The organism is Burkholderia sp. BCC1985 (genome assembly GCF_905339915.1).
Lineage (GTDB): Bacteria > Pseudomonadota > Gammaproteobacteria > Burkholderiales > Burkholderiaceae > Burkholderia.
Map to the genome: position 1 here is coordinate 1 of NZ_CAJPGY010000035.1, position 22,285 is coordinate 22,285.

19 protein-coding genes and 1 pseudogene are annotated in these 22,285 nt (G+C 66.9%); 8 read left to right on the forward strand and 12 right to left on the reverse strand.

Going from position 1 to position 22,285, the window contains the following annotated elements:
- Nucleotides 1-657, reverse strand: a pseudogene (locus tag U4Z31_RS27755) (hypothetical protein); the annotation flags it as partial.
- Nucleotides 658-991: 334 nt separating this feature from the next.
- Entirely contained in the window at nt 992-1,711 is a 720-nt protein-coding gene (locus tag U4Z31_RS27760; protein WP_321812002.1) for a response regulator transcription factor, read from the reverse strand.
- Between the two features lie 375 nt (nt 1,712-2,086).
- On the opposite strand from U4Z31_RS27760, the gene U4Z31_RS27765 reads away from it, so the two are divergent.
- Nucleotides 2,087-2,578 carry a hypothetical protein gene (locus U4Z31_RS27765; protein ID WP_321812003.1) on the forward strand — a complete coding sequence of 164 codons (492 nt, stop codon included), beginning with the start codon at nt 2,087-2,089 and terminating at the stop codon, nt 2,576-2,578.
- Between the two features lie 72 nt (nt 2,579-2,650).
- Here U4Z31_RS27765 and U4Z31_RS27770 read toward each other — a convergent pair whose 3' ends face one another.
- From U4Z31_RS27770 to U4Z31_RS27795, 6 genes are all read right to left on the reverse strand, one after another.
- Nucleotides 2,651-4,072: a sigma-54 dependent transcriptional regulator gene (locus U4Z31_RS27770; RefSeq protein WP_321812004.1), complete on the reverse strand. Its 1,422-nt coding sequence runs from the start codon at nt 4,070-4,072 to the stop codon at nt 2,651-2,653.
- Between the two features lie 112 nt (nt 4,073-4,184).
- Complete coding sequence (locus U4Z31_RS27775) at nt 4,185-4,769, reverse strand: hypothetical protein (protein ID WP_321812005.1); 585 nt, start codon at nt 4,767-4,769, stop codon at nt 4,185-4,187.
- Nucleotides 4,770-4,924: 155 nt separating this feature from the next.
- A complete protein-coding gene (locus U4Z31_RS27780) occupies nt 4,925-6,508 on the reverse strand; it encodes a chemotaxis protein CheA (RefSeq protein ID WP_321812006.1) in 1,584 nt (527 codons plus the stop codon).
- 44 nt (nt 6,509-6,552) lie between these two features.
- Nucleotides 6,553-6,825, reverse strand: a complete 273-nt coding sequence (locus U4Z31_RS27785) for a hypothetical protein (protein WP_124522334.1) — start codon at nt 6,823-6,825, stop codon at nt 6,553-6,555.
- Between the two features lie 72 nt (nt 6,826-6,897).
- A complete protein-coding gene (locus U4Z31_RS27790) occupies nt 6,898-7,488 on the reverse strand; it encodes a hypothetical protein (RefSeq protein WP_124485385.1) in 591 nt (196 codons plus the stop codon).
- Between the two features lie 111 nt (nt 7,489-7,599).
- Complete coding sequence (locus U4Z31_RS27795) at nt 7,600-7,923, reverse strand: hypothetical protein (RefSeq protein ID WP_044846715.1); 324 nt, start codon at nt 7,921-7,923, stop codon at nt 7,600-7,602.
- 774 nt (nt 7,924-8,697) lie between these two features.
- On the opposite strand from U4Z31_RS27795, the gene U4Z31_RS27800 reads away from it, so the two are divergent.
- A complete protein-coding gene (locus U4Z31_RS27800; protein ID WP_135801005.1) occupies nt 8,698-9,057 on the forward strand; it encodes a hypothetical protein in 360 nt (119 codons plus the stop codon).
- Nucleotides 9,058-9,835: 778 nt separating this feature from the next.
- On the opposite strand, the gene U4Z31_RS27805 is transcribed toward U4Z31_RS27800, so the two are convergent.
- Nucleotides 9,836-10,762: an AraC family transcriptional regulator gene (locus U4Z31_RS27805; protein ID WP_257769274.1), complete on the reverse strand. Its 927-nt coding sequence runs from the start codon at nt 10,760-10,762 to the stop codon at nt 9,836-9,838.
- Between the two features lie 180 nt (nt 10,763-10,942).
- Here U4Z31_RS27805 and U4Z31_RS27810 point away from each other — a divergent pair, with 180 nt between their 5' ends.
- Both U4Z31_RS27810 and U4Z31_RS27815 read left to right on the forward strand, forming a co-directional pair.
- Complete coding sequence (locus U4Z31_RS27810) at nt 10,943-11,404, forward strand: (2Fe-2S)-binding protein (RefSeq protein ID WP_044846636.1); 462 nt, start codon at nt 10,943-10,945, stop codon at nt 11,402-11,404.
- A 2-nt stretch (nt 11,405-11,406) separates the two neighbouring features.
- Nucleotides 11,407-13,617, forward strand: coding sequence for a xanthine dehydrogenase family protein molybdopterin-binding subunit (locus U4Z31_RS27815; protein ID WP_321812007.1), 2,211 nt, complete (start codon nt 11,407-11,409; stop codon nt 13,615-13,617).
- Between the two features lie 107 nt (nt 13,618-13,724).
- On the opposite strand, the gene U4Z31_RS27820 is transcribed toward U4Z31_RS27815, so the two are convergent.
- Nucleotides 13,725-14,927: a Fic family protein gene (locus U4Z31_RS27820; RefSeq protein ID WP_321812008.1), complete on the reverse strand. Its 1,203-nt coding sequence runs from the start codon at nt 14,925-14,927 to the stop codon at nt 13,725-13,727.
- Between the two features lie 435 nt (nt 14,928-15,362).
- Here U4Z31_RS27820 and U4Z31_RS27825 point away from each other — a divergent pair, with 435 nt between their 5' ends.
- The 4 genes from U4Z31_RS27825 to U4Z31_RS27840 all read left to right on the forward strand — a co-directional run bounded on the left by U4Z31_RS27825 (nt 15,363) and on the right by U4Z31_RS27840 (nt 18,852).
- Nucleotides 15,363-15,761: a winged helix-turn-helix domain-containing protein gene (locus U4Z31_RS27825; RefSeq protein ID WP_321812009.1), complete on the forward strand. Its 399-nt coding sequence runs from the start codon at nt 15,363-15,365 to the stop codon at nt 15,759-15,761.
- 431 nt (nt 15,762-16,192) lie between these two features.
- On the forward strand, nt 16,193-17,359 hold the full coding sequence (gene sctQ / locus U4Z31_RS27830; protein WP_321812010.1) for a type III secretion system cytoplasmic ring protein SctQ: 1,167 nt from the start codon (nt 16,193-16,195) through the stop codon (nt 17,357-17,359).
- Between the two features lie 3 nt (nt 17,360-17,362).
- Nucleotides 17,363-18,037, forward strand: a complete 675-nt coding sequence (gene sctR, locus U4Z31_RS27835) for a type III secretion system export apparatus subunit SctR (protein WP_044847619.1) — start codon at nt 17,363-17,365, stop codon at nt 18,035-18,037.
- A complete protein-coding gene (locus tag U4Z31_RS27840; protein WP_321812011.1) occupies nt 18,034-18,852 on the forward strand; it encodes a lytic transglycosylase domain-containing protein in 819 nt (272 codons plus the stop codon). Before sctR ends, U4Z31_RS27840 begins: the two co-directional genes overlap by 4 nt.
- A 168-nt stretch (nt 18,853-19,020) precedes the next feature.
- Here the strand turns inward: U4Z31_RS27840 and asnB are convergent, their stop codons facing one another.
- Nucleotides 19,021-20,988, reverse strand: coding sequence for an asparagine synthase (glutamine-hydrolyzing) (asnB, locus tag U4Z31_RS27845; RefSeq protein ID WP_321812012.1), 1,968 nt, complete (start codon nt 20,986-20,988; stop codon nt 19,021-19,023).
- Between the two features lie 255 nt (nt 20,989-21,243).
- Nucleotides 21,244-22,275, reverse strand: a complete 1,032-nt coding sequence (locus U4Z31_RS27850; protein WP_124920859.1) for an EscU/YscU/HrcU family type III secretion system export apparatus switch protein — start codon at nt 22,273-22,275, stop codon at nt 21,244-21,246.
- Nucleotides 22,276-22,285 lie beyond the last annotated feature (10 nt).

Sequence of the window (22,285 nt, forward strand, 5' to 3'; positions counted from 1 at the left end):
CGGCGCGCGGTACAGCGGCCGATTGGTCGGGTTGATGCCTTGCACGGTCATCCAGCCCATCGTTCGATCATCCAGACCGCCGTGCCAAAGATCGGGCAGGCTGGCACAGCCGTTCGTGAACGGGCCGCCGCCCCAATAGTCCTTCTCGTTCAGGAAGATCTTGTCGCCATACTCCTTCAATTCCGCAGCAGTCGCGCGATAGCCCCAGCGGAAATGAATGACGGGCGAAAACGACGGCTCGGGCTTGATGTAATTGTCTGCCAGCAAATCAGGGTTCAGGAACCCATCCGGCGTCACACTCTCCGTGTACTTTGCGGGCGTCAATTGCCCCGCATCGATACCGTGATACATCATCTGATCGTCCAGACGTCCGAGCCTTCGATTCAGCCCGGCGCACAGCCCTTCCTCCGACGCCTCGAACCATTCGCCTTCGGAATTCACCCCATGCACGAAGATCACGATACCGGGCAAGGGCAATTGCTTGATGCAGATGAGTGGCGTGTTCTTCGCAAACATCGTCACGCCTTCGACGCGGCCGACGACGATCGGCGGCGGTTTCGGTCGCGGCGCCGGCCCGTCTCGGGCTATGGCTTCAGCGCCGCGCGCCCCCGTTCGAGCGGCTGCTACTGGCCGCGCATCGGAAAATGAATCGCTCATCTGCATTCCTTCATATATCTTGACCATTCTTCTTGATGAACCGCGTCGCCGGCCTCCCGAACCGGTCTGCGTCGGCCGCCGGTCGCTTTCATGTACGCGCAACCCTAGGCCGCACATAACGCCGGAGCGATATCGGCACGCGCTTCCTTTCGTTCCGACCGATGATCGTGGGGGAGGCATGCAAAGTGCCCCCCCTGCATCGGCCCTCCTCAGACGTCAGCAAGACGAAGCGCCGACGCACTGGACAATCACGCGTTCAGCCTTTCGATATGAAGGACAACCAAACGATTGTTCCAGTCGACGCGACCCTAAGAAAGATTCCGGAATGTCGCTGCTACCGATATAGCGCTCGTGATTCCTGTTCTCGGCTCCCCGCCTGCTCAGCACCGCCCAGGCAGCTCGCAACCTTGCAGCCGTCGAGCCCCAGCGCGGCCGCTCGCTGGACCAGCTCGATGTCGTTGCTCGCGCCGAGTTTCTTCATCGCGCTGATCTTCTGCGCGCTGACCGTTTGCTTGCCCTTGTTCAGCCGCTGCGCGATCGCCTTGATCGGCATGCCGGCCAGATAGAGGCGAATCACCTCGATCTCGCGCGTCGAAAGCTTCACCGGCGGCGCATCGTGTTCGGCCAACGCATCGAGCGCGCGGCGCACAAGCGGCGACAGATAGTGACCGCCGCTGTAGCTCGAGTGAATCGCGGTGACGATATGGCCCACCTCGTCGAACTTGCTCACGAGGCTCGCGCCGACTTGCGAGAGAATCGAGCGGAAGATCACCGGGTTCTCGTTCCCGACCAACGCAACGATCCCGACGTTCGGACGCATGCGTCGCAGCCACTCGCACAGTGCGAAGCCGTTCATCTGCGCATCGCCGCGGACTGAATAATCGACCAGCGCGATGTCGCAATCGAGCGTGTCGAGGGTCGCGACGAGTTCGTCCGGCGTCCGGCAGACACCGACGAGATCGATTGCGCACACGTCGCCGGCAATGTGCTCCATGCCGGCGAGCGTCAACGGCCAGTCGTATGCAAAGATGGTGCGAATATTGAATTTCCCCATGCGCGGTTCCAGAAGGTTCACCGGGCGCGCGGCGCGGAATGCGCGCACGACCGGCGTGGCATTGAATTCACGAGTGAGATATTTTTATCCCGATCGTTATTCTATGAGGCGACGCTTGGACGGGATATCGGACGGTGAATAGAGCGGCCTGCGGGGACGTAGTACAAGTTTGATTTTTGGCGCCGGCCCGACCGTTTGGCTGGTATCGCCCTCGTCCTGACAGCCAACGTGACGGGTCGCACGGGCCGCACCGACGGCCCGCGGGGTAAAATTGCGGCCTTTGCATGCCATTCCGGGCGACCGGCCAGGGGCAGCGCGCCGTTGCCGGCCGCGCGCCCCGCCCGTTCGCCGGCGGCCCGTACTCCCGCTTCCTCCATGACCGAATCCGATCTGCAATCCGACGACACCACCATCCACGAAGACTGCCTCTGGCGCGACAACGGCTGGACGGCCCGCATCATCAAGAACGAAGACGACGACGGCTGGGCCGTCGAGATGATCAAGGACGGCGAAGCCGAGCCCGCGCTCGTCTGCCCGTGGACCATGGGTCGCGACAAGAAGAACCCGAAGCCGATGGACGCGAACGCGTTCCGCACGCTGGTGAAGACCGCGACCGAGGTGCTGATGCGTCACGAGCAGCAGCGCCGCGCGATGCTGCACAAGGAAGTGACGGTGCAGGACGGCGACGGGCAGGATGTGTCGGTCACGCTCGACATCGTGCCGGACGAGTTCGAGCCGTATGCGCAACTGAAGGCGTTCGACCCGTACGGCGAACTGCTGGCCGACGCGAAAGTGTCCGCCGGGTTCAAGCTCAACAAGGCCAGCGCCGCACGCTGGGTCGAATCGGGCTTCGAACGGCCGGCCTGACGCCGCGAGCCGCGAGCCGTGGGCCGTGGGCCGCGCGACGTCGGGCCGCGTGCCGCGCGGCCGCAACCGGCGTCAGCCGTGCAGGCCGAGCGCGGTCATCAGCCGGTACAGCGTCGCGCGCGAGATGCCGAGTTCCGCCGCGACGTCGGCATGCTGATGCCGATGCCGCAACAGCGTTTCCTCGATCGTGCGCCGCTCGGCCTGCCGGCGCGATTCCGCGAGCGTCGGCGGCCGATGCGACGTGTACTGGTTCAGTTGGAGATCGACGGCCGAGATCAGCGGGCCGTTCGTCATCACGACCGCGAAACGAATCCGGTTGATCAGTTCGCGCACGTTGCCGGGCCACGCATAGTTGTGAATCGCCTCGATCGCGCACGGCATGAAGCCGCGAATCCGGTGCGAACTTTCGCCGCGATAGCGCCGCAGCACATGATCGGCGAGCAGCATGATGTCGCGGCCGCGCGCGCGCAGCGGCGGCTCGTCGATGCGCAGCACGCACAGCCGGTAGTACAGGTCCGGGCGGAACCGCCCCGCCTGCATCGCGGACTCGAGATCGACGTGAGTCGCGGACACGATCCGCACGTCGACCGGAATCGACGCGCGCCCGCCGAGCCGCTCGATCTTGCCCTCCTGCAGGAACCGCAGCAGGCTCGCCTGGCTCTCGAACGGCATGTCGCCGATTTCGTCGAGAAACAGCGTGCCGCCGTGCGCGGCCTCGATGCGGCCGATATTGCGCTGATGCGCGCCGGTGAAGGCGCCCCGCTCATGACCGAACAGTTCGGCCTGCAGCAGCGTCGACGGAATCGCCGCGCAATTCACGGCGACGAACGGCGCGTCGGCGCGCGACGAATGCTGGTGGATCGCCGATGCGGTCAACTCCTTGCCGGTGCCGGATTCGCCGGCGATGAACACGGTGGCCTCGGTGTTCGCGACCTTGCGGATCGTCGCGAACAGGCGGCGCATCGCGGCGCACGCGCCGATCATCACGCCGCCGGGCGGCGCGGCATCGTCGGCCGGATCGCTTTCCGCCAGTTTCAGCATCCCGTATGCATGGCCGACGAGATATCCGATCGTCGTGTAGGCCGTCGCATTGCGCACGTAGTCGAAGCAGCACTGGCGAATCAGGCGCGCGATGGTGGCATCGCGCAGCCGCTCGCCGTCGGCGAGCGCGACCCAGCCGATCCGCGGATCGCGCAGCAGCGTCTCGAACGACGCGACGTCGGGCGACGCGAAGCCGTCGAAATCGACGATGCCCGCATGCAGGCGGTTCGCCTTCACGAGATTGAATGCGTCCGCAACGGATTTCGCGCGCCACACATCCCAGCCGCGCGACGCGAGACAGTCGACGAGCCCCGCATCGGGATGCTGCGACAGATAGACGAGCGGGCGCGACAGCACGGTTAGGTGACGCCGGGCCGCAACGAACGGCGGCGCGTATGCGGCCCGTTCGTCCTCGTGCGGGCCTGACAGGCTGATCTGGCAGCAATGGTTCATGATGGCCTCGCCGCATAGGGTTGTCTGACGGAGCGGGCGGCGCGAAGCGGTGCACGGCGGGCCTCCCTGCCCGCACGCGGCGCTACCGGCATGTCCGCTCCGGAAAGTTTCGTCATCGGCAGAACACGACACGCTGCGTGTAGATCTGCGGTTCGACGACGGGCCGCGCGGCCTGGTTGAGTTCCTCGCGATACGTGCGGTAGGTCTTGCCGTTCACCGTCACTTGCGTCGCGGGCGCCGTCTCGATCGTGTTCAATCCTTTGCGCTGCCAGTCGCTGACCCGCGCCGACGCGGACAGGTTCGACTCGCCGGCGATCTTCTGCGTGATCGCACTGCTGTCGCTCCACGGCTGTGTCTGCATGTCCTCTGCGTGCTGCATCGCGCCGATCGTCTTGCCGGTCGCGGTCGGCCCGTTCTGCGCCTCGAACGGCGCGCCGCGGCCGTACACCGGCGATTGCCACGACGGGGCGTGTCCCTCCTCCGGCATCATGTAGACCATCTGCGGATCGCCAACCATCATCATCGGCACGCATGCCGTGTTGTCCGCGCGGCCGAGCGTCGTCAGCGCCTGCTGGACGCTCGCGGCGTTCGCGAGGGTCTGCTCGCTCAGGATGACAAAGACCGCGGGGTTCTGGAAAACCGACTGTGCGGCGGCTTGTGTGTCGACCAGCAGCAGCGCGACCCAAAAGATCCTCATGATTGAGGCCTCCTCGTACCCTCGTCAGGCAAAAAGAGGTGTTGACCTCGGGGAGGGATCAACACCCGTCCAACTTGCACCGTGCGTCGCACAGCGGATCCCGGCGTTCCCGTGCGGCCCGGCTTGCCGGTCGCGCGGAAGCGTCGCCCGCGTGCCTACGACGATGTGCTCGTCGAGATGACGGTCGGAGCCGGCATCGCCGGCGCGGCCGGGGCGACCTGCTGGTCGGCCGCGGCCGGGGCTGGATCCGGCGCGGCCGGCATGTCGGCGGACGGCGCGGGCGCGGATTCGACCAAGCCGGTCGCCTTTGCGTCGACGGCTGGCGTGTCGGCAGCGGCTGCCGCCGTGGCGCGCGACGCGGCCTCCGGTGCGGGCGCTTCGGCTGCCGCCTGCGTTGCCGGCTCGGCAGCCTTCGCATCGACCGCGGGCTCGGGCGCTGCAGCGTCGGTCGGGGCCGGTGCGGCTTGCGCGGTGTCCGGCACCTTCGCGTCGACGGCAAGCGCTGCCGGGGCTTGCGCTGCGGTGTCGGTTGCAACCGGTGCCGGTTCCGGTGCCTTGTCGGCGACCGTCGACGCGGGTTCCGGCGCCTTGTCCGCAACCGTCGACGCGGGTTCCGGCGCCATGTCAGCGGCCGGCAGCGCGGGTACCGGCGCCTTGTCCGCAACCGCTGGCGCAGATTCCGGCGCCTTGTCCGCGAAGCCCCCCGCGGCAACGATGGCGGCACCCGGCACCGCGCTCATCGCAGCCGGGGCAACGGCAGGCGCAGCACTCACCGCCGGTGCTGCCGCGGCAACCGGCGCGGTGACGACGGCAGGCACGACGGCAGCCGCTTGCGATGCCTTCACGGCGGCCGCCTGCGTCGCGGCAGGCACCGCGCTGACGGCCGGCGCGACCATCGACGGCGCGGGCACCGGAACCGGAATCGGCGCCGCCTGGACCGCGGTCGTCGCCACCGGGCGAATCTGCACGGGCGCGGCGGCATCGAGCGGCGGCAGGCCCATGCGGTTTCGCACGAGCGGATCGCGATACTTCACGTCGTCGGCAACGGTCGCTTCGGCGGACGGCGCCACATTCGAGCGCGCGAGCGGCGTGGTCGTCCCCGGGCACAGATGCCCGGTCGCTTCCACCGCGCGCCGGTTCGCATCGCTCTGGCAGAGCAGCGCGAGCGCGACGTCGGTCAACCCCATCGCGCGGAATTCCCGCGCATCGAGACGACGCACGCACGCCTGGTCGACCAGGGTCGTGCCGCCCGTCGCGCCGAAGCCCGGGAACGACACGCCGACGCTCACCGAGCCCATGCAGGTATCGGACAGCGTGGTCGTGAGTCCGGGCGCCTGGATCGCCGGGTTCGTCTTGATCGTCTGGGTACCCGAATAGTTGACGTTTTCCGACGCCTGGGTGTTGTAGGGATTGGTGCCGGGCGAGCCGGCCGACTGGAGCGAGCTCACGCTCTGCGGCGTCACGTTCGAGCCGCCGCTCGTGCTGGATGGCATCGTAACGTTCACGTTCACGCTCGAATTGCCGCTGCCGCGCACGCCGCTCGTGCTGGCACTGCTGGCGTTGCCGCCGCGCGAACTGGTGACGTTCGTGTTCATGCTCGAGCCGCCGCCCTGGCTGATCGCCGTCGACGACGTCGAGGACTGCGAACTTGAAGTCGAGTCGGCAGTCTGCGCCTGGGCACCGATCGCGGCCATCGCGAACATTGCGGCACATGCCGCCCTGATCTTGTTGCTGTTCATTTCACTCTCCGGACGAGGTTTGACCTCCGACCCAGGCAACCGCACTAATTCCCCCGAATGCCTTCAGCTTTGCCCGCTTCCCCGAACTGCTTCCAGCCGCTACCCAGCTGGGACCACGAACCGCCCGACATTCCCGGCCACGCCAGGGAATCCGGTGCGCCGATGGCACTGCCCGACGAAAGCGTGTGTTGTTCCGACGGATTGGTTGCAGGGTTCGACGTCTGCAAATTTGATTGCACGTCCTCGGCAGCGCGGTCAGCGCAATATGCCGTCAGAGACGCGAGCATCAGAGCGGCGGCAATCAGGTTCTGCTTCATGCCAACTCCTTACTTGAACAACAGTGCGGAAAAGAGACCAGCGTCGCTGGGAAACTGGTCCCCCGCACCCGACTAGTGACTGCTCCCGGTCGCGCTCGAACTCCCCTGGCTTCCGCCCGATGCAGACGGCGAACCGGCCGGACCGGTACTCCACACGGTCGACGCGTTGTAGTGATTCGAACCCGCGATCGCGCCCGACCCGCCGCTGCCCGTCAACCCGGCAGCACCCGCGTTGGCGATACCCTGATCGTTCCCGCCGCTGGCCGTGTAGTGGTTCGCGCCGAGGACGATCGTGGCGGTCACCCCTCCCGACAGCGCATTCGCGTTCTCGTTCGTGCTGCTGTTTCCACCGTACGAACCTGCGGCACCGATACCGCCGCCTGCCGCGAACGCGCCCCCGTTCGAGCCCCAGCCGCTGGCCGTCGAAGTCGAGTTGTGGAAGGCCGATGCCGTGCCGGTTGAACCAGCGGGTGTCACGGTACTTCCTGCGCTTGCGCCCGCGACCGAATTCGAATTGCTCGTATAGCTGCCTGAGCCGACCAGCACCGAACCGGACACACCCGCTGCAACGGATTGCGTCTGGTTGGTCGTGGACGGACCGGCGGCCAATACGGCCGACGAAAGGACGGTGAGCGCTGTCGCTAAAATGACTTTGGCTTTCATAGCAATTCCTTGCCGTGAGAAAGTTTGATGGCGAAGTCGCCGGGCTCGCCCTCGCGAAACGAAACCCGGCGTCCGTGCCACCAGCCAATGACGAACGCTGCGCGCCGCGGCTCAGTGGTGATACGTCCAGCCGATCGAGCCGGCATTCGCACCGCTGTTGCCGCCCGCTTGCGCGCCGCCGAAGCCGAAGCCGCCCACCGTCGACGTTTGGACGTGGCTCGTGTACGAGATCGAACCGCTGCTGCCGCCGCCAGCCGTGGCACCGGCTGCGCCGAGTGCGGCACCCGAATCGGTCGCGGTGAAATGGCCGAATCCGGCAACCCCGGCAATCGTCGAGCCGCCGCTCGACGAATTGCTGGTCGATACCGTGCCGCTGCCGGCGAATGCTGCACCCGAAACCGCCAGAACTGCGGCTGCAATCAGAAGCTTCTTCATGGTCGACTCCATAACGGCGTGGACGGAACAAGCGAGGAAAGCTGCACGCCTTCAACTTTCCAGCCCTGAGCAATCCCCATAACATAAGGATCACTATCTAATTACAAAGAATTGATTCATCTCGAATCCGATGGCCGCATAATTTTTCGGCGATCCGAATCCTGGTTTCGTATTTTTTTAGTTTTCCGAAATTTTTATATTTATTCTCGATATGAGTTATCGATCATTTATCAATCGGAAAACGAATCGACGCACGCACCCGGAAACAGGCATTCGCCATTCGGGATCAGTCGTTTTCGAAATTTGCTTACACGGCATACCGGCACATGGCATCCGCTTCAGCGATCGAAAATGCGTGAGTACAGTTATCTACCGTGAATGCAGTGCCATCGAAAACATGCGCGTTATCGCGGCGATAACGGGCCTGCATTACAGTCAGGCGGCATCGCTTCTCCCTGGGCTACCGATCAAAGATCTTCCGGGCAATCCGGCCGACGGGTATGCGAGCTAGTCCAGCCAGCGCCGGCATCGGCCCGGCGCAGCGGATACGGCTCGGCACGAGCGGAAACGATTCGGCGTCGAGCTGTCCGGCACGGACAGCATGGCCCATCCGGACGAGCTGAATGAAGGGGAGCACGGCTGTCGGCCGGTTGTCGTGAGAAACGACAAGCGGTCCAGCACGCGCAACGCGCGGATACCGGGAAACCGGCAACGAACCCGCGAAGCTGGCACTGCATCGCGAGTCCTGTTCCGAGCTGTCCGACTACCCCACGGGTGCGCAAGGAATGCGCGCATCAAGTTGTTGCTTCTGGTCTTCATCGCTATTTCCCCGACTGCTTATTGACGAACGGGCCGCCCCCCATCTTTGTTGCATCAGGTCGACCGCTCGCCGGTGCGTCCAATATCGCAAACGGCATGCCATGCGTGATTCCACCGATGGTTGCGCGTCGCGTATCGTTCGCGGCGCCCGCAATATCGCCGGGAATCGAATTTTTTGTTTCAGGAATGTATCGCGATAACGGTCGGCAGCACGCGCCGATCATCGAATGGCGCGAAGCAATGCCGGAAAAGGCGGACGAACGCGGCCCGCGGGGCCTCGCGCAAGGGGGTGTCGAACGGATGTTTCATACTTGAGAACTGCACCGTCGCATATCCCGGCCGATGTACATTTCGGCCCCCGGCAAACCGCCTGCCGCAGCCCGTTCGGCAGCCTTCCCGTACGCGAAAAAATCGTGAATCTAAGCGCGCGACAACCGGTTCTGCGGGACCCGCGCGGCTGACATCGCTATCGTTCCGGACGTGCGCACCCGCCGCCGCGAAACGCAATTGATTCATCCGTGAAAATACCGACGATATCGAGCATCGGCCGGCGATGCGAACGCGCGGCAAAAACCGGTAAATACGACGCGAGCCGACATGGCTTTCACGCCGCATATCGGAAAAAACGACGGCAGGTGCGCCATGCGGCCTTGAACACACTTTATCGATTTTTACTGTTTTCCTTCAATTCACCGACATCCAGTACCGGCAACCATCGTGCTCCAACGGCTGGGATGAGAACGCGCGCTGCGCGCGAGAAACATTTTCGAATCGATTTCGACTGCGAATCTCATCGCGCGAAACATGGTCGTGAAATGCGCGATCCATGCAGAATGTGCGGGGCGGAGCGGTGTTATTGCGCGTTTCGGCCCGTCGGTTCGCATCCTGCCGGCATTTTCCGTATCGGTTCGCCCGTTTCCGGGATGCATGCTTGAAACAGAAGTTCGTGCGCGGCGTGGCGGCACGCTCCGCTGTCCCGTTGCGCCTGCGTGCGGCGGCCATGGCACATCGATTGCGTGTCATCCCGTTCCGGCGAGCCGCGCATCGCGCGACGAAGCCGGGCCCGATGCGGTCGACACGACCGGCACTGCCGTCAGGTGCCGAGCAATTCCTTCTTGCGCAGATGCCCGACATCGCGCATCGGCGGCGCGCCGAACAGCCGGCTGTATTCGCGGCTGAACTGCGACGCGCTTTCATAGCCGACGGTCGCCGCCACCGACCCGACGTCGCCGCCCTGCCGCAACAGCAAACGCCGCGCCTCGTGCAGCCGCAGCTGCTTCTGGTACTGCAGCGGACTCAGCGTGGTCACGTGCTTGAAGTGATGGTGCAGCGACGACACGCTCATGTTGACCGCCTGTGCGAGCGTGTCGACGCGCATCGGCTCCGCGTAGTGATCGCGGATCCATTCGATCGCACGCGCGATCCGGTGCGTCTGGCTGCTCGCGACGGCCATGTGCCGCAGCCGCGTGCCCTGCCCGCTCGTCATCAGCCGGTACAGCAGTTCCTTTTCGATCAGCGGCGCGATCACCGGAATGTCGGCCGGCGTATCGAGCAGCCGCAACAGCCGCAGCGCGGCATCGAGCAGCGGCGGCGTCAACTCGGCGAGCGCGATGCCCTCGCCTTCCGGGCCCGCATCGGGCTCGGGCAGCCGCATCTCGGCCGCGAGTTCGACGATGCGCTGCAGATCGAGCGTGAGCGACAGGCACAGGTAAGGCGCGTCGGGCGACGCCTGCGTGACGCGCGAGAGAATCGGCAAGTCGATCGACGTAATCAGGCAATTGCGCGTGTCGTATTCGTAGGCCTGGCCGGCCACGATCACGCGCTTCGCGCCCTGCGCGGCGATCACGAGCGCGGCACGCGACACGCCGCAGCCGAGATCGACCGGATGCGCATGCCGATGCAGCATCAGCGCCGGCACGGCCGTCGAGTGGGAGCCGTCCGTCGGCGCGAACCGGCCGATCAGCGACGCCAGTTCGCGCCGCCCGGATTCGCGCGACGCCGCGATATCGGTCATGTCCATGACGGATTCCTCGCCTCATTTCCCTGAATCGCGGGAGCATAGCGAATCGCTCGCCGCCGCGCCGGGGATTTGCAGGATTGTTCAATAAATTTGCAGGATTGGGTAGACGTAAAAATCGGCCGTTCGCGCACACTCCCCCCTTATCCGGCGCATGCCGGGTTTTCCCCACGGAGACAAAAAATGCCCACCACGTTTGTCCTGAACGGCAAGAGTGTCACGCTCGACGCCGATCCGTCGATGCCCGTCCTCTGGGCAATCCGCGAGCATGCGGGGCTGACCGGCACGAAGTTCGGCTGCGGCATGGCGCAGTGCGGCGCGTGCACCGTCCATCTCGAAGGCCAGGCCGTGCGCTCGTGCGTGCTGCCGCTCGCCGGCATCGCGGGCAAGCACATCACGACGATCGAAGGCCTCGAGAGCAAGCCCGCGCAGGCCGTGCAGGCCGCCTGGGTGAAGCTGCAGGTGCCGCAGTGCGGCTATTGCCAGTCCGGCCAGATCATGTCGGCAACCGCCCTGCTCGAACAGAACCCGAAGCCGACCGACGCGGACATCGACGCCGCGATGAACGGCAACATCTGCCGCTGTGCGACCTACGCCCGGATCCGGGCCGCGATCCACGACGCGGCCGCGACGCTGGGAGCCTGACCATGACGATCGAACTCGACAACGCCGGCTCGGTGCGACCGTCGCGCCGCACGTTCCTGAAGGCCGCCGGTGCCGCGGCCGCCGTCAGCCTGACGATCGGCTTCGAATGGGCCGGCCTCGGCCGCCGCGCGCTCGCCGCGACGGCGCCCGCTGCCGACTTCGCGCCGAATGCATTCCTGCGCATCACGCCCGACGGCACGGTCACGGTCATCGCAAAACATGTCGAAATGGGCCAGGGTGCCTATACGGGCATCGCGACGATCGTCGCCGAGGAACTCGACGCGGACTGGTCGAGCGTGCGCGTCGAAAGCGCACCGGCCGATGCGAAGCGCTATGCGAACCTCGCGTTCGGCACGATGCAGGGCACGGGCGGCAGCTCGGCCATGGCGAACTCGTGGCAGCAATTGCGCGAAGCGGGCGGCAAGGCCCGCGCGATGCTCGTGTCGGCCGCCGCGGCGCGCTGGAAGGTGCCGGCCGGCGAACTGACCACCGCCAACGGCGTCGTCACGCATGCGAAGAGCGGCAAGACGGCCGCCTACGGCACGCTTGTCGCCGACGCGTCGAAACTGCCGGTGCCCGACAAGGTCACGCTGAAGCAGCCGGCCGACTTCAAGCTGATCGGCCATCGCATTGCGCGCGTCGACGGGTCGGCCAAGTCGAACGGCACCGCGCATTTCACGCTCGACACGACCTTCCCCGGCATGCGCGTCGCGCTGCTGCAGCGCCCGCCGCGCTTCGGCGCGACGGTCAAGTCGTTCGACGCGACGGCCGCGAAGGCCGTGCCGGGCGTGGTGTCGGTCGTGCAGGTGCCGGGTGGCGTCGCGGTCGTCGCGAACGGTTTCTGGGCCGCGAAGCAGGGCCGCGACGCGCTGAAGGTCGACTGGGACGAAACCAACGCCGAAAAGCGCAGCTCGGACCAGCTCATGCGCGAGTACCGGCAGCTCGCCGCGCAGCCCGGCGCGTCGGCCCGCAAGGACGGCGATGCCGACGCGGCGATCGCGGGCGCCGCGCGCAAGGTCAGCGCGACCTACGAATTTCCGTATCTCGCGCACGCGCCGATGGAGCCGCTCGACGCGGTCGTCAAGCTGACCGCGAACAGCTGCGAGATCTGGGCCGGCGACCAGTTCCAGACGGTCGACCAGGGCAACGCCGCCAGGGTCGCGGGCCTGAAGCCCGAGCAGGTGCAGATCCACACGCTGTATGCGGGCGGCAGCTTCGGCCGGCGCGCGAACGCGTGGTCGGACTACGTGGTCGAGGCCGTGTCGATCGCGAAGGCGCTCGGCGCGGACGGCAAGCCGGTCAAGCTGCAGTGGACGCGCGAGGACGACATCCAGGGCGGCTTCTATCGCCCGATGTACTTCCACAAGCTCGACGCGGGGCTGACCGCGGACGGCCGGCTGGTCGGCTGGCGCCACCGGATCGTCGGCCAGTCGATCCTCGCCGGCACGCCGTTCGAGGCGTTCATGGTCAAGGACGGAATCGACGCGACGTCGGTCGAGGGTGCGGCGAACCTGCCGTACGCGGTGCCGAACGTGTCGGTCGAACTGACCACCACCAAGGTCGGCCTGCCCGTGCTGTGGTGGCGCGTGGTCGGCAGCTCGCACACGGCCTACGCGGTCGAGGCGTTCATCGACGAAGCCGCGCACGCGGCGGGCAAGGATCCGTACCTGTTCCGCCGCGACCTGCTCGCGAAGGAGCCGCGGATGCGCGCGGTGCTCGAGCTGGCCGCGCAGAAGGCCGGCTGGGATCCGGCGAAACCGCTGCCGAAGGGCCGCGGGCGCGGGATCGCGGTGGCCGAGGCGTTCAAGAGCTATGTCGCGCAGGTCGCGGAAGTGTCGGTCGACGCCGACGGCAAGGTGAAGGTCGAACGCGTGGTGTGCGCGGTCGACTGCGGGATCGCGATCAATCCCGACATCGTCGCCGCGCAGATGGAAGGCGGCATCGGCTTCGGGCTCGGCGCGGCGCTGCACAGCGCGATCACGCTGAAGGACGGCCATGTCGAGCAGCGCAACTTCGACGGCTATCACGTGCTGCGGATGGCGGAGATGCCGAAGGTCGAGGTGCATATCGTGCCGTCGGCCGAGGCGCCGACGGGCGTCGGCGAGCCGGGTGTCGCGCCGGTCGGGCCGGCGGTCGCCAACGCGATCTTCGCGGCGACCGGCAAGCGGCATTACGTGCTGCCGTTCGATTCGGGCGATACGGCGAAGGCTTGACGGGCAGAACGAAGAGACGCCGGGCCGGCCGCGTGACGGGAACGTTGCGCGGCCGGTTTTTTATTGCGCTGGCGCCTGCGGCACGCGACACGATCACGCCGGACCGGTCACTCCTGTTCGACTTCCGGCCAAAGCCTGGGGAAAAGAAATCGCAGTGCCGCGAGCGGCAGCCCGAAGGAAAGCTCACCGCGGTGCGAAGGAGAAGTCAGCAGCCCGAAATCGAGCAGCGATCTAACGATACGGCGTGCCAGCACGTCACTGACTCCCAGCATCTGCGTGAATTCCGCGCGCGTGACGGCGCGACGCAGTGCGACGAATTCCATGGCCAGCGCAGCGGCTTCCGCCTTGATGACGGACTTTTCCGAACGGATGCTCCATGGATTGAATTCGAGGTACCGCAATAGATCGAGCATGCGTCCGGTGACTCCGTCGAATTCCGTCATACGCACCATGAATCCGACCTGATCCTCGCAACAGGCCAGAAAGAACCGCGCGAACCTGACCAGCCCTTCCTGAGTCAGATTGCCCCGGCCGTCCAGATCATTGCGCCGGGACTGATCGGCTTCGCTCAGCCTCGCGTAATACTGCTCATGCTCGCGCGCCAATCCGCGAAGCGGTGACCACAGCCCGTGGGTGAGATCGGCGGCGCGCAGTCCAAGATGCGAATGCAGACGCGCAACCCTGCCGTTACCGTCCATGAACGGATGTACCCACGCCAGGCGATGATGCGAGCAAGCGATCCCGATCACTTGATACTCCCTCGCGCGGATACGGGCGTAACGCGTCGCCCAGGCCTGAAGCAGCGGCTCGATCATCTCGGGCTCCGGTGCCAGATGGCGCCCGACCGTCACATCGGAGCGCCGAAGCTCGCCCGGAACAACGATTTGACCATCGTCGGTGATTCGCTCATCTGCGGGAAGGCACGAAAAGAACCGCTCGTGGATGACGGAAATTCGCGCAGGCTCGAACAGCGCGGCGAGCGGAAGGCCGCCCCATTCTTCCTCGAGTGCGGCTTCCGTTGCGATATGCGCGACCGCGAAGCGCTGCTTCTTGCGCTCGACGATATCGGTCGAATAATCCCGATGAAGCGCCGCCTCGATTTTGGCGGGGGTCGTGTGCTGACCTTCGATCTTGTTCGTATAGTACGAATTCATTGCGCGCAACTGCGGAACGAGCGCGCGTGCCAATGGCGTATCCCTCACCGCGAGCAACCGTTGCGACGAATCGACGAGTTGGCCGGCCTGATCAAGCAGCGGATCGAGGACACGGTCCTCGGGAAACAGCGGTTCAAAGGTGGCAACGGTTGTCATGCTTCGCCGGGAGGGTTCGATGTCGGGTTGAATGTAGGGTTTGATGTAGCCGATTATAGCGACTTATATCTATGATTTATATGCATTTTTCATGATTATTGGTTGGGTTGAATGTAGGGTTCAGTGTAGGGTTGATTTTGCTCGATTTTGCGCCATGTCGCGCGAACGCGTCGCCTGCCGTCAGCGCATTCCCCAACGTTACGCCGCCCGTAACGCCCGTAACGTTCCCGCCGGATGCTACGTAACAATCCTTCAATGTTGCTCCGACCCTTCCGAAGCACACCACACGCCCCACGTTAAAAATTCTTTTAGATTCAAGGCTGGCGCGCCGCCCACCCGCTCCGACCGCCCGTCGATCCCTGTCAGCGCGTCCCTGGCCCGGAAGTTGCGGTACATGACCCGCAAACACTCCTTTACGGACATGCGAGGGCCAACATGGATTGCAAATACCTGTACATCGACAACATAAAAATCAACTTCGTGCGCCGCACGATCGAAATCGACAACAAAGTCGTCGACATCACGCCGCGTGAATTCGATGTCGTCGAATTCCTGCTCGACAACATGAACAAAATCGTGCCGCGGCAAGCGATCCAGGAAGCGGTCTGGGGCCGCGAGCTCGGCGTGTCGTCGCGCACGCTCGACACCCATATCTCGCGCATCCGTTCGAAGCTGCAGCTCGATCACGACAAGAACCTGCGGATCATCCCGATCTATGCGGTCGGCTATCGGCTGGTGCTGTTCGGCGCGGCCATGACGCACGTCGAACGCCACGATGTGGCGCCGATCCTGCGCGCCGCCCCGCAGCAGGCGCTGGCCGCCGACTACGCGTAACGCGTAGCGGCTCACCCGCGCGCCGCCGCAGCGCGGCGCGCCGGCAAGGCTCCTCCACGGCGCTGCACGCGCGACCCGGAGCGTCTCGTGGCCGGGCACGCCTTCCCCGCCGCGACACGACCGCCGCCATCGGGCGGCGGCCGCGTTTGCGGCAGTCGCATGCAAGCGCGCGTGCCGTCGATTAGCGGCTGCGCTATCGCACGCCACGCCGCCGCGACACCGCGCCGACCCACCACCGCCCCGCCACGCCCCCCGACAAAAGGCTTCGTAGCTCGCCGCCGCCCGCGCGGCCCCGCGCTGCACACGACTACGGATTCCGGCGCGGCACGCGGCCGGCGGCGTCCCTACAATCGACGCAGCAGCCGCGCGCCCCCTGCGCCGCCGGCCACAACAACCCGTCGAACCAACGCCGAATCCGCCCTGATCCCGCCGTGCCTGCGCTGTCCCTGACGAATGCCGACGCCGGCGACGCCGCGAACCGGGCGCCACCCGCCGCCGCCACCCCGGCCGCCATCCCGCCCCCGCCGGCCGCGGTCGCGCTCGACGCGTCGCCCTGGCTGCCGCGCCTGTCCGCCGCCGCCGCGCGCGGGCTGTCGCATGCGTACGGCGCGACGGCCGCGGTCCCGATCACGCTCGGCGAACACGCGTACGAGGTGCGCTGGCGCGTCGATGCCGAACCGGCCGCCGACGCGCATGCCTACCGCTTCGTCATCGGCCCGGCCGCCGGCACGCTGTGGATCGATCCGGTCGCGGAAAGCGCATGGCTCGGCGACGCGGCCGACCCGGCCGTGCCGGCCGTGATCCGCGCGGCGCTGCTCGCCGACCTCGCCGCGCCGCTCTCGGCCGTGTTGCAGGCCGCGACGCGGCAGCGCGTGGAATTGCTGCCGCCGCCGGCGAGCGTGCCCGCGTGGCGCACCGCGCCGGCCGCGCTGCGCTTCGAGCTGCGTCGCGCCGACGGCGCCTGGCGCTGCCACGGCGCGCTGCTGTTCGATGCGCCGGACGCGCTAGCGGTGTTCTTCGCAGCACCGACGCCGGCGGCCGCGCGGCCCGACACCGGCGCCGCGTATGCGGGCCTGCCGGTGCAGCTGGTATTCGAGATCGGCCGGACCGAGCTGACGATGGCCGAGCTGGCCGACGTCGTCGGCGGCGACATCATCGCGATCGAACGCTGGCGCGCGCACGAGCAGAACCTGCTGTGCGTCGCGCGGGTGCCGGCCGCGCCGGCGTGGGAGATCACCGGACGGCCGTCGGGCAACCGGCTGACCGTCGAACGAATCAGGGAGATGCCTTTGGAACCGACCCGCACCGACACCCCGCCCGCGAGCGCGCACGATGCGCCGCCCGACGATGCGCCGCGCTCGCTCGACGGCCTCGCGGTCGACCTGCGTTTCGAATTGCCGCCCACGTCGATCCCGCTCGGCGAACTCGGCGCGCTGCAACCGGGCGCGGTGATCGAGCTGCAGCAAGGCATCAACCAGAGCGTGATCCATCTCGTCGCGAACGGGATGCTGATCGGCACCGGGCACCTGATCGCGGTCGGCCAGAAGCTCGGCGTGCGCGTCGTCACGCTGACGCAGCCCGCGCCGCGCGAGCGCTGAACGATGGGCAGCCTGCCGAATCCGGTCGCGCTGATCGCGGTGATCGCCGCGCTCGGCATCGCGCCGTTCGCCGCGCTGATGGTGACGAGCTATACGAAGCTCGTGGTGGTGCTCGGCCTGCTGCGCTCCGCGCTCGGAATCCAGCAGGTGCCGCCGAACCTCGTGCTGAACGGCATCGCGCTGATCCTGTCGCTGTTCATCATGGCGCCGGTCGGCATGTCGATCCGCGACGCGCTGCAGGCACGCCACTTCGACGCGTCGGGGCAGCTGTCGACCGCCGATATCGGCGCGCTCGCCGATGCCGCGCTGCCGCCGGTCAAGGATTTCCTGGTGTCGCACACGCGGCAGCGCGACCGCGAATTCTTCGTGCGCACGGCAACCTCGGTCTGGCCGAAGAACCGCGCGGACGGCATCAAGGACGACGACCTGCTCGTGCTGGTGCCGAGCTTCACGCTCGCCGAGCTGACCAAGGCATTCCAGATCGGCTTCGTGATCTACATCGTGTTCATCGTCGTCGACCTGCTGGTCGCGAACATCCTGCTCGCGCTCGGGATGCAGATGATCTCGCCGACGACGATCTCGGTGCCGTTCAAGCTGCTGCTGTTCGTCGCGCTCGACGGCTGGTCGCTGCTCGTGCACGGGCTCGTGCTGTCGTATCGCGTGGCGGGGGCGGGATGAACGCGCGCGCGTTGCGCAGCGTCGTGCCGAACCTGCGCGCAGTGATCGCGCCGGCCGTGCTAATCGCGCTGGCGTTGACGCTCGCCTGCGCGGGCCTGCAGCCGCGCAGCGCGCACGCGGCCGGCAGCGCCGCCGGCTTCGCGCAGCTCGCGCGCGCGTGCGCGCCGAACGTCGATCCCGACACGCTCGCCGCGCTGGTGCGCACCGAATCCGGTTTCAACCCGTATGCGATCGGCGTGGTCGGCGGCCACCTGACGCGCCAGCCCGCGTCGCTCGACGAAGCGCGCGCGACCACGAGCGAGCTGGCCGCGCGCGGCTTCAGCTACAGTGTCGGCCTCGCTCAGGTAAACGAACGAAACTTCGCGAAATACGGCCTCGACGACACGACGATGTTCGAACCGTGCCGCAACCTGCGGGCGGGCGGCGCGATCCTGACCGAATGCTTCGCGCGCTCGTCGAATACCGGCCGTCCCGCGCAGGCCGCGTTGCGCGCGGCGCTGTCGTGCTACTACAGCGGCAACTTCACGACCGGGTTCTCGAGCGGCTACGTGAGCCGCGTCGTCGCGAGCGCGCAACGCAATGCGCGCGAAGGCGGCGTCGAACCGATTCCGGTGGTGAGCGATATGCCGCCGCCCGCGCGACAACGGCGCATGAACGCGGCCGCGACCACGCCGCCCGAACGCGCGCGCAGGCTCGCGTCGCCCGCGGCCTCCGCCGACGCGCCGTCGTGCCATGCGCGCCCGGTCGTGATGATGTGCCGCGGCTTGCCGGCGAGCCAGGCGAAGCGGCTGTGCGTGCGCTGTCTCGATCAGTGAGCGTCGACGCGACGCCGGCATGACGTGCATCGGATGACGCGGCGTGCCGCGTCGCCCCGCTTCATGCGGCGCGCCGTGCCTCCAGCCATGCCTGGCACATCCGAACCGCGCCGCGTCATCCCGCTTCGTGCAGCGCGCTGTGCCTCCAAGCGTGCGCGAAACCCCGCTTCACGCAGCGCGCTGCGCCTCCAGCCATGCCTGAAACATCAGCACCGTCCACAGCTGATGCTGCCAGTTCATCCGGCCCGACTGGTGCTGGCGCCACAGCCGGTCGACCGCCGCCGCGTCGAAAAAGCCCTCGTCACGCAGCCGCGACGGCTGCAGCAACGCATCGGCCCAGTCGCGCAGCGCGCCGCGCAGCCAGTGATCGACGGGCGCGCAGAAGCCCTGCTTCGGCCGGTCGATCAGCGCCGACGGCACGTACCGGTCCAGCAGCCGGCGCAGCAGCGCCTTCGACTGCCCTTCCGGTAAACGCACCGACGCGGGCACGCGCCATGCGAATTCGACGACGTGATGATCGAGGAACGGCATGCGCGTCTCGAGGCTCACCGCCATCGCCGCGCGATCGACCTTCGCGAGGATGTCGGTCGGCAGGTACGTGAGCGTGTCGATCGCCATCGCCTGCTCGGCGAAGCTCAGGTTCGCGGGCCATGCAGACACCGTATCGAGCGGGGTCGGCGGTTCCTGTCCGGCCAGCGCGATGCGCTCCGGATGATGCACCGACGACATCAGCAGCCGGTACAGCGCGATGCGGCTCTCGGCCGTCATCACGTGGCCGAGCTTGTGCAGCCGGTCGCCGATGCGGGTCGCCGAGTCGCGCGCTTCCACGCCGCTCCATGCGCCCTGCGCGACCGCCGCGAGCTGGTCCGCATGATCGGGACGCAGCGCATGCAGCGCGGCGGCGATCCGCGCGCGCACCGCCGCCGGCACGCGATGCAGCTTGCGCCACAGGCGCGGCGTCAGGAAGTAGCGCGTATAGCCGCCGAACAGCTCGTCGCCGCCGTCGCCGGACAGGCTCACCTTCACGTGCCGGCGCGTCAGCTCCGACACGAGGAAGGTCGGAATCTGCGACGCGTCGGAGAACGGCTCGTCATAGATCGTCGGCAGTTTCGGCACGACGCCGAGCGCATGGTCGGCCGTCACGTAGAGCTCGGTATGCCGCGTGCCGAGGTGGCGCGCGACCGCCTTCGCATAGCCGGCCTCGTCGTAGCCGGCCTCGTGAAAGCCGATCGTGAACGTGTCGACCGGCTTCGCCGACTGCGCCTGCATCAGCGCGACGATCGCCGACGAATCGATGCCGCCCGACAGGAACGCGCCGAGCGGTACGTCGGCTTCCATCTGCCGCGCGACGGCCTGGCGCAGGATCGTGTCGAGCTGATCGACGGCCTCGTCGGCGCTGCCCTCGAACGGCTGCTCGCGGCCGGCTTCGATCGCCTGCTCGAGCGTCCAGTACGCGCGCGGGCGCGGCGTGTCGCGCGCATGCTCGAACTGGATGAAGGTGCCCGGCGGCAGCTTGCTGATGCCGCGATAGATCGTATGCGGCGCGGGCACGCTCGACTGGCGCAGGTACAGGCACAGCGCGTCGCGATCGATCGTGCCGTCGAAGCCCGGGTAGCCGCGCAGCGCCTTCAGCTCCGACGCGAACACCAGTGCGTCGCCGATCCGGCCGTAGTAGAGCGGCTTCTCGCCGATCCGGTCGCGCGCGAGCGTCAGCACCCGCGACGCGCGATTCCACAGCGCGAACGCGAACATGCCGGTCGCGCGCCGCAGCGCCGCCTCGACGCCCCACGCGGCGATCGCCGCGATCAGCACCTCGCTGTCGGAGTGGCCGCGCCACGCCGGTGCGCGACCCGCGCGCCCGAGCTCCGCGCGCAACTCGCGATGGTTATAGATTTCGCCGTTGAAGACCATGACGTAGCGGCCGCACGCCGATGCCATCGGCTGCCGGCCGTGGACCGACAGATCGACGATCGCAAGCCGCCGGTGGCCGAGCGCGATACCGGCTTCCGGGTCGACCCAGAGGCCCTGCCCGTCGGGGCCGCGATGCGCGAGGCTCGCCGTCATTCGCGCGAGCGTGCCGCGCGCTGTCTCCTCATCGAAGGCGACGCTATTCAGAAAGCCGTCGATTCCGCACATTGATTTGTCTGCCTCTGTTGACCTGTTCCGTCAGCGGCGGCGCAACCTCGCAGCCCGCCGTCCGGCTGACGGTCGAGCCATATTACGAAGAAATAAATCAGCAATAATTCATGGGTGAATCTCGGAAGAACCCGGAAAAAAACCGGCGTCAAGCACTGCGTGCGACCGGCCCGGTGAAGCGGAAACGGTTCCGCATCACGACGCATCGCTGAACCGCGCGCCTTTCGATGTTCCGGCCCCGACAGTTCGAGCACGTCAGGCCGCGCCGGTCGCCCACTTCAGCAACTGCGCGACTTCGCGGAAATGCCGTTGCTGGATCGTGCCCTTTTCAGGCGTGCTCTCGTACAGCGCCTGCGCGAGGCCGGCGTTCGCAAGCGTCGGACGCAGCGCGTCGCGCGCGAGCCGTACGATCCGCTCGGCCGCCTCGCCCTCGCCGCGCGCGAGCACCCATGGCAGCGTGCCGACGCCGCCGTAATAAAGCGCGACCGCGACGCTCGACGAATAGACGACCACCGACGCGAAGCCGATCCGGTCGGGCAGCGACGAGAACTGCGCTTCGCGCGCGAGCTGCCGGCGCTTCGCCTCGATGTGCGGGTCGCCTTCATCTTCCTTGTGCTCGCGCCGCACTTCCTCGATCGACATCTTCATCTTCTGATTGAACTCGCGCCGCTGATGCACGATGTCGATCAGCGCCATCACGATATAGATCAGCGCGGCCCAGCCGAACAGCAGCATCAGCAGCTTCACGATCAGCGCGAGAATCGACATCGGCCGCGTGAAGCCGGACTGCACCGCCGGGTCGAGCGACTCGACGATCAGCCAGCCGAGCGTCGCGACCAGCAGCACGGTCTTCAGCAGCATCTTCGCGAGGTTCACGAGGTTGCGCATCGACACCATGTTCTTCAGCCCCTCGGCGGGATTGAGCCGCGACAGCTGCGGCACGAGCCGGCTCCACGCCATCACGCCGCCCACCTGCACGAAGCCCGCGAGCAGGCCGGCCAGCAGCCCGGCCGCGACGATCTGCGCGGACAGCAGCGCCCAGTCGCGCGCGGCGCCGTCGATCAGCACCGCGAGCCGCGCGGAGGGATCGCTGGCGCCCGCCGCATCGAACACGAGCCGGAACAGCGCCTGCAGCCGCGCGAACAACGTGCCGAGCCCGACCGCGAGCGCGACGCACACGCCGACGAAGAACGCGGACGAGATCGTCTCCGCGCTCTTCGGCACGTCGCCTTTCTGGCGGGCCTCGCGCAGGCGCTTCGCGGTCGGCTGCTGGTTCTTTTCGGCCATCGTCGCTCCG